This is a genomic window from Actinotalea sp., assembly GCF_041597215.1.
GTDB lineage: Bacteria > Actinomycetota > Actinomycetes > Actinomycetales > Cellulomonadaceae > Actinotalea.
Window position 1 is genome coordinate 1 of sequence record NZ_JBFHHB010000211.1, and the last position, 5,711, is coordinate 5,711.

7 protein-coding genes are annotated in these 5,711 nt (G+C 72.6%); 6 read left to right on the top strand and 1 reads right to left on the bottom strand.

Annotated features, from left to right (window positions below):
• The 6 genes from ABWK99_RS12915 to ABWK99_RS12940 all read left to right on the top strand — a co-directional run.
• The coding region (locus tag ABWK99_RS12915) for a hypothetical protein (RefSeq protein ID WP_372595111.1) at positions 1 to 516 on the top strand (516 nt) is incomplete at its 5' end.
• Between the two features lie 135 nt (positions 517 to 651).
• Entirely contained in the window at positions 652 to 1,266 is a 615-nt protein-coding gene (locus ABWK99_RS12920) for a copper resistance protein CopC (RefSeq protein ID WP_372595112.1), read from the top strand.
• Positions 1,267 to 1,292: 26 nt separating this feature from the next.
• Positions 1,293 to 1,856 (top strand): copper chaperone PCu(A)C, encoded by a 564-nt coding sequence (locus tag ABWK99_RS12925; RefSeq protein ID WP_372595113.1) that lies wholly within the window; start codon positions 1,293 to 1,295, stop codon positions 1,854 to 1,856.
• Positions 1,853 to 3,055 (top strand): Dyp-type peroxidase, encoded by a 1,203-nt coding sequence (locus ABWK99_RS12930; protein WP_372595114.1) that lies wholly within the window; start codon positions 1,853 to 1,855, stop codon positions 3,053 to 3,055. Before ABWK99_RS12925 ends, ABWK99_RS12930 begins: the two co-directional genes overlap by 4 nt.
• A 143-nt stretch (positions 3,056 to 3,198) precedes the next feature.
• Positions 3,199 to 3,540: an S-adenosylmethionine decarboxylase gene (locus tag ABWK99_RS12935; protein WP_372595115.1), complete on the top strand. Its 342-nt coding sequence runs from the start codon at positions 3,199 to 3,201 to the stop codon at positions 3,538 to 3,540.
• Positions 3,540 to 4,271, top strand: coding sequence for a hypothetical protein (locus tag ABWK99_RS12940; protein ID WP_372595116.1), 732 nt, complete (start codon positions 3,540 to 3,542; stop codon positions 4,269 to 4,271). Before ABWK99_RS12935 ends, ABWK99_RS12940 begins: the two co-directional genes overlap by 1 nt.
• A 24-nt stretch (positions 4,272 to 4,295) precedes the next feature.
• On the opposite strand, the gene ABWK99_RS12945 is transcribed toward ABWK99_RS12940, so the two are convergent.
• Positions 4,296 to 5,711, bottom strand: a 1,416-nt coding sequence (locus tag ABWK99_RS12945) for a putative bifunctional diguanylate cyclase/phosphodiesterase (RefSeq protein WP_372595117.1), incomplete at its 5' end; no start/stop codon positions are given.

Below are 5,711 nucleotides of genomic sequence, written 5' to 3' on the forward strand. Positions count from 1 at the left end.
CTCGCCGTCGGCGGACACCTCCTCGGCGGCGGATCGCCACCCGACGCCCGCCTGCTCCTCGCCCTGGGCGCACTGGCCCTGCTCGCCGCACGGCCCGTCTCCCGCGCCACCCTCCGCCCCGTCGAGCTCCTGCTGTGGGCCTCGGCCGTCCAGGTCGCCGTCCACCTCGCGCTCTCCTGGCTCTCCGGGGCAGGACCGACGAGCGTGACCGTTCCCGGTCACCACGGGGTGGAGACGGTCGTCGGTGCGGCGCACCACGCGATGATTCCGAGCGCCTCCATGCTCGTGGCCCACGTGGCCGCAACGGTCCTCACGGTCGCCCTCCTGGTCGGCGCCGACCGGGCGGCCTGCCGCGTCACGTCCTGGTGGCGGTCGCTCCTCGTCCTCGCCACCGCCGGCGCAGCGCGACCGGCACCGAGGACCCACCTCGTACCCGGCGCGGCACGGACGGTCCAGGGACGCCGGGTGGGGCCGGACCTTCCAGGACGAGGGCCACCCCGCTTCGCGCTCGCCTGACAGGTACGCCCGGGCGGACCCGACGTGCTCGTGTCGTCGTGCTCCCGGACGCCGCACCCGTCCCTGCCTCCCCACGAGGTCAGGGCTCTCGCGCCCGCGCAGCCCGCTCCGCCGACCACCTGAGACCGGAGAGAGATGTCCCTCCTCGCCGTCAACCGCTCCCGTTCCGCACGCGGGGCGGCCGTCCTGTGTGCTCTGCTCGTGGGGCTGATCGCCCTTCCGCTCGCACCTTCCGCGGCCCATGACGAGCTGATCTCGACCGATCCCGCACCCGAGGCGGTGCTGGACGCCGCTCCGCAGGAGATCGCCCTGGAGTTCAGCGCCGACCTGCTGAGCATCTCGCCGACCCTCGTGCTGACGGGACCGACGGGTGCCGTCGTTCTCGGCGAGCCTGCTGTGGACGGCACCAGGATCGCGGCCGGCGTCCCGGACGGGCTTCCCGCCGGCCCGTACACGGTCGCCTGGCGCGTGGTCTCCGGCGACGGGCACCCCATCCAGGGCAGCTTCGCCTTCGAGGTGGCCACCCCGGCCACCGGCCCCGATCCCGCTCCCACCACGACGGCCTCGGCCGAACCGAGCGCCCCGACCACGACACCCGGACCGACGCCGAGCCCCACGCCGACGTCGTCCCTCGACACCGACGCACCCACCGGCGCACCCACCGGCGGCCTCACCGCCGTCGCCATCGGCGTCGCCGCTCTCGCGGCGATCGGTGCCCTGGTCGCCGTGCTCGCCCGTCGTCGGCGCTGACCGCCCCCTCCTTCGAAGGAGTCCCGATGTCCCGCATGCACCGCTCCCCCGTGGCGTTCGCCGCACCCGCCCTCGCCCTGCTCCTCGCCCTGACCGGCTGCCAGTCCTCCACCGACCCGGCGACCGCCGACGGCGCCCTGACGTTCACCGACCCCTGGGTGAAGGCTGCCGACTCGGGGATGACCGCCGCCTTCGGCACGGTCGTCAACTCCTCGGACGAGGACGTCGTCCTGGTGGCCGCGAGGAGCGAGGTCTCGCTCATGGAGCTCCACGAGATGGCCACCGATGCGAGCGGCGGGATGGTCATGCGTGCCAAGGAGGGCGGATTCGTCGTCCCGGCCCAGGGCAGCCTCGAGCTGGCACCCGGCGGTGAGCACCTGATGTTCATGGACCTCACCTCTCCCCTCGCCCCCGGGGACGACGTCGAGGTCACCGTCGTGGCGGACGACGACCGCAGCTGGACGTTCACGGCACCCGTGCGGACCTTCACCGGCGCCAACGAGGAGTACGTGGGCGAGACGGACGGGACGACGGACGAGACGGGCGGCACGCACGGGTCCGAGAGCCCCATGCCGACCTCGGCGCCGTGACGGACGGGATCGGGCGTCGCGGCTTCCTGCAGACCGGGGCCGCGGCGATCGGCGGCGCCGCGCTCGGCGCCGGCGGCCACCTCGCCTGGCAGACGGCCACGCGCTCGCCCGCAGCGGCCGCCGACGCCGTGGGGCGTGCCGTGGAGCCCTTCCGGGGCGAGCACCAGCACGGGGTCGACACCGTGCCGCAGTCCTTCGCCGCATGGCTCGCCTTCGATCTCCTGCCGGGTGTGGACCGGGAGGCCCTGGTGCGCCTCATGCGCATCTGGACCGACGACATCGAGCGCCTGACCGCGGGCCGGCCCGGCCTGACCGACACCGAGCCGGAGCTCGCCATGACGCCGGCCCGCCTCACCGTGACCGTCGCCTACGGCCCGGGACTCCTCTCCGCCGCGGGCCGGGACGATCTCGCGCCCCCCTGGCTCGCGCCCCTCCCCCCGTTCTCGATCGACCGGCTCGAGGACCGGTGGTCCGGGGGCGACGTCGTCCTGCAGGTCTGCGCGGACGACACGCTCGCGATCGCGCACGCCGGCCGCCTGCTCACGACGCAGGCAGCCACGTTCGTCCGGCCGCGCTGGACCCAGCAGGGCTTCCGCGCGAGCCCCGGGGCCACCGCGCCCGGCACCACGATGCGCAACCTCATGGGTCAGGTCGACGGGACGAGGAACCTCGACCCCGTGGCGGACGCCGACCTCCTGTGGTGCGGGGCCGACGCACCCGAGTGGCTCGTCGGCGGCACCTCGATGGTCGTCCGGCGGATCGCGATGGACCTCGACGGGTGGGACCTCGTGGACCGCACCGGACGCGAGTTCACCATCGGCCGCCGGCTCTCCGACGGATCGCCGCTCACCGGCGTCGACGAGCACGACGAGCCCGACCTCGGCGCGACGGACGAGCTCGGGCTGCCGGTCATCGACATGGCGGCGCACCTGCGCCGGGCGCGGACCGAGGACCCCGACGCACGCTTCCTGCGCCGGGGATACAACTTCCACGATCCCGGCGAGCCGGACGGGCGATCGAGCGGGCTCGTCTTCGTCACCTTCCAGCGCGACGTCCTCACCCAGTACCTCCCCGTCCAGCGCAGCCTCGACCGGCTCGACCTGCTCAACACGTGGACGACACCCGTCGGATCGGCCGTCCTCGCCGTCCCCGCCGGCCCGCTGGACGGCGAGTTCCTCGGGGAGCGACTACTGGGCTGAACGTGTGACAAGTCACATCGGCATGACAAACGTGATCAAGAACACGGGCACACGTCCCTGCTCAGAGGTGGACGAAGGCACCATACTGACCACGGCGACCCCCGGAGCTCCGCGGAGTCATACCGAAGTGACAGGAGAAGATCGTGCTCGACCTCGCCCCGGAGATCTGGCGGCAGCGCCTGGTCATCGAAGGACTGTGCCCGGAACCCATCGGGCCGGAGTCCATCAAGGAGTACCTCTCGCAGCTCTCCAAGGCGATCGACATGGTCCAGCTGATCGAGCCCGTCACCCATCAGTCCCCGCAGTACGGCTGGGCCGGGTGGATCCACTGGGAGACCTCCGGCGCCCACTTCTACGCGTGGGACGTGCCCCGGCTCTTCTTCAGCGTCGACATCTACACGTGCAAGGAGTTCCGCGCCGAGGCGGCCGTCGAGCTCACCCGCGAGTGGTTCAACGCGACGAAGATCGTCCACAAGGAGTTCTGATGGCGGTCGACACCTGGATGCACTTCGACCCCCGAGGTGACCTCCTGGATGCGACACGCGAGTGCGAGGCGGAGATCTTCCTGCGGTGGTACGGCAACACCCGCGCCCAGCTCGAGGACGAGTACGGGCCCTACGAGGACGCGACCCGCTTCATCTGCCTGACCGACTCCGCCGGCGAGGTCGTCGCGGTCATGCGACTGCTCGCCCCCGGGGGCGTCGCGGGGCTCAAGACCCTCGCCGACCTCCAGCGCAGCCCGTGGAACGTCGATGGTGCCCGGTCGGCCGCAGCGGCGGGGCTCGACCTCCGCTCGACATGGGACGTCGCGACGATCGGCACCCGACGCTCCTCGGCCGGCTCGGGCGTCCGCTACTCGCTCGCGCTCTACCGCGGACTGCTCATGGCGACCCGGGCGAACAGGATCACCGCCATCACGGCGATCCTCGACGAGCGGGTGCGGCGGCTCCTGGAGTCCTCCGGCCTGGCGATGTGGACGCTCCCCGGCGCCCGCGCAGCGGAGTACCTGGGATCGCCGTCGAGCACCCCGATCTACGGGGACACCGCCAAGCTGGTCGACAACCAGCGGCGCAACGCACCCGAGGCCTACTCCTTGGTCACGATCGGCCAGGGGATGGACGGTTTCGCCATCCCGCCGATGGAGGCGTTCCGGCTCGACGTGAACGAGCGCCTCACCACGGCCGAGGTCCCTGTCACGCTCGCCGGGATCTCCTGACCCGGTCCGCCACGGCGAGCCGGGTCAGTCCCCGCTCGGCGCTCCGCCGGTGCGCACGAGGTGCTTGGCCGTCCACTCCCGCACCCACGGGACCACGGCGTCGGGAGGCATCGGCCGCGCGATGTGATAGCCCTGGAGCACGTCGACCCCGAGCGGGACGAGCTCGGCAGCGCCTCGCGCGTCCTCGACCCCCTCCGCGACGAACCGCAGCCCCATCGCCCGCGCCATCTGGCTCGTGGTCTGCACGATGAGCCGGCTCCGCTCGTCGGTGGAGACCGGCGCGACGAAGGAGCGGTCCATCTTGAGCTCCTGGACGGGCAGGTCACGCAGGTACGCGAGCGAGGAGAACCCGCTGCCGTAGTCGTCGATCGAGACCTCGACCCCGTGCGCACGCAGGTCGTGCAGGACGAGCCGGGCGCGCTCCGGGTCGGTCAGGAACGAGTCCTCCGTCACCTCGACCAGCAGGCTCCCGTCGGGAAGGCCGGACTCCTCGAGCGCCGCGAAGAACCTCTGGAGCAGCGGCCCACCCATGAGCTCGGGCGGGGCCCAGTTCATCGCGACCCGCAGGCTGATCCCCTGGTCCGACCAGCGGCGGGCATCCGCGATCACCTGGTGCATGACCACCTCGGTCAGGGCAGGCATGAGTCCTGAGCGGCGGGCGTCCGACAGGAAGGTCGCCGGTGGGAGCAGACCCTCCGCCGGGTGCCACCACCGGACGAGCGCCTCCATCGCGACGACCTGCCGGGTCCTGGCATCGACCTGAGGCTGGTACCAGGCGAGGAGCTGGTGCTCGGCGATCGCCGTCCGCAGGGCCTCGCCCCGCTGCAGGCGCAGGTGCGACAGCCCGTCACGCGCGGCGTCGTAGAGAAGGACGCCGGCCCGTGACGTCTTCGCCTCGTACATCGCGATGTCCGCCCGGCGCAGCAGCTCGGTACCCGCGGCATCGTCCTCGTGGCGGCGGGCGATCCCTGCGGACGAGTCGATCGAGACGTCGATGCCGTGGACGAAGAGCGGCTCCCGCAGGACGGCCCTGACCGCCTGGGCCGCCTCGAAGAGGTCGAGGTCGTCCTCGCTCGGCACGAGCAGCCCGAACTCGTCGCCACCGAGCCGGGCGATCCGCACGCCCGCGGGGGCCGACCGTTCGAGACGGGCGGCGAGAGCGACGAGCACGTCGTCACCCACGGCATGCCCGAGGCTGTCGTTGATGTCCTTGAACGCGTCGAGGTCGATGAGGACGATCGACGCGGGGCCGCGGTGCTGGAGCGCGTGGTCGGTCGCCTTCATCAGCGCCCGCCGGTTCGGCAGCCCGGTGAGCTCGTCGGTGAGCGAGAGGCGCATGGCCTCGGCGGCACCGCGCGCCTCGGCCAGCGCGAGCTGCATCCGCCAGCCGGTCAGGGCGAGCGTCAGGATGGCCAGCCCCACGACGAAGGAACCGAGCAG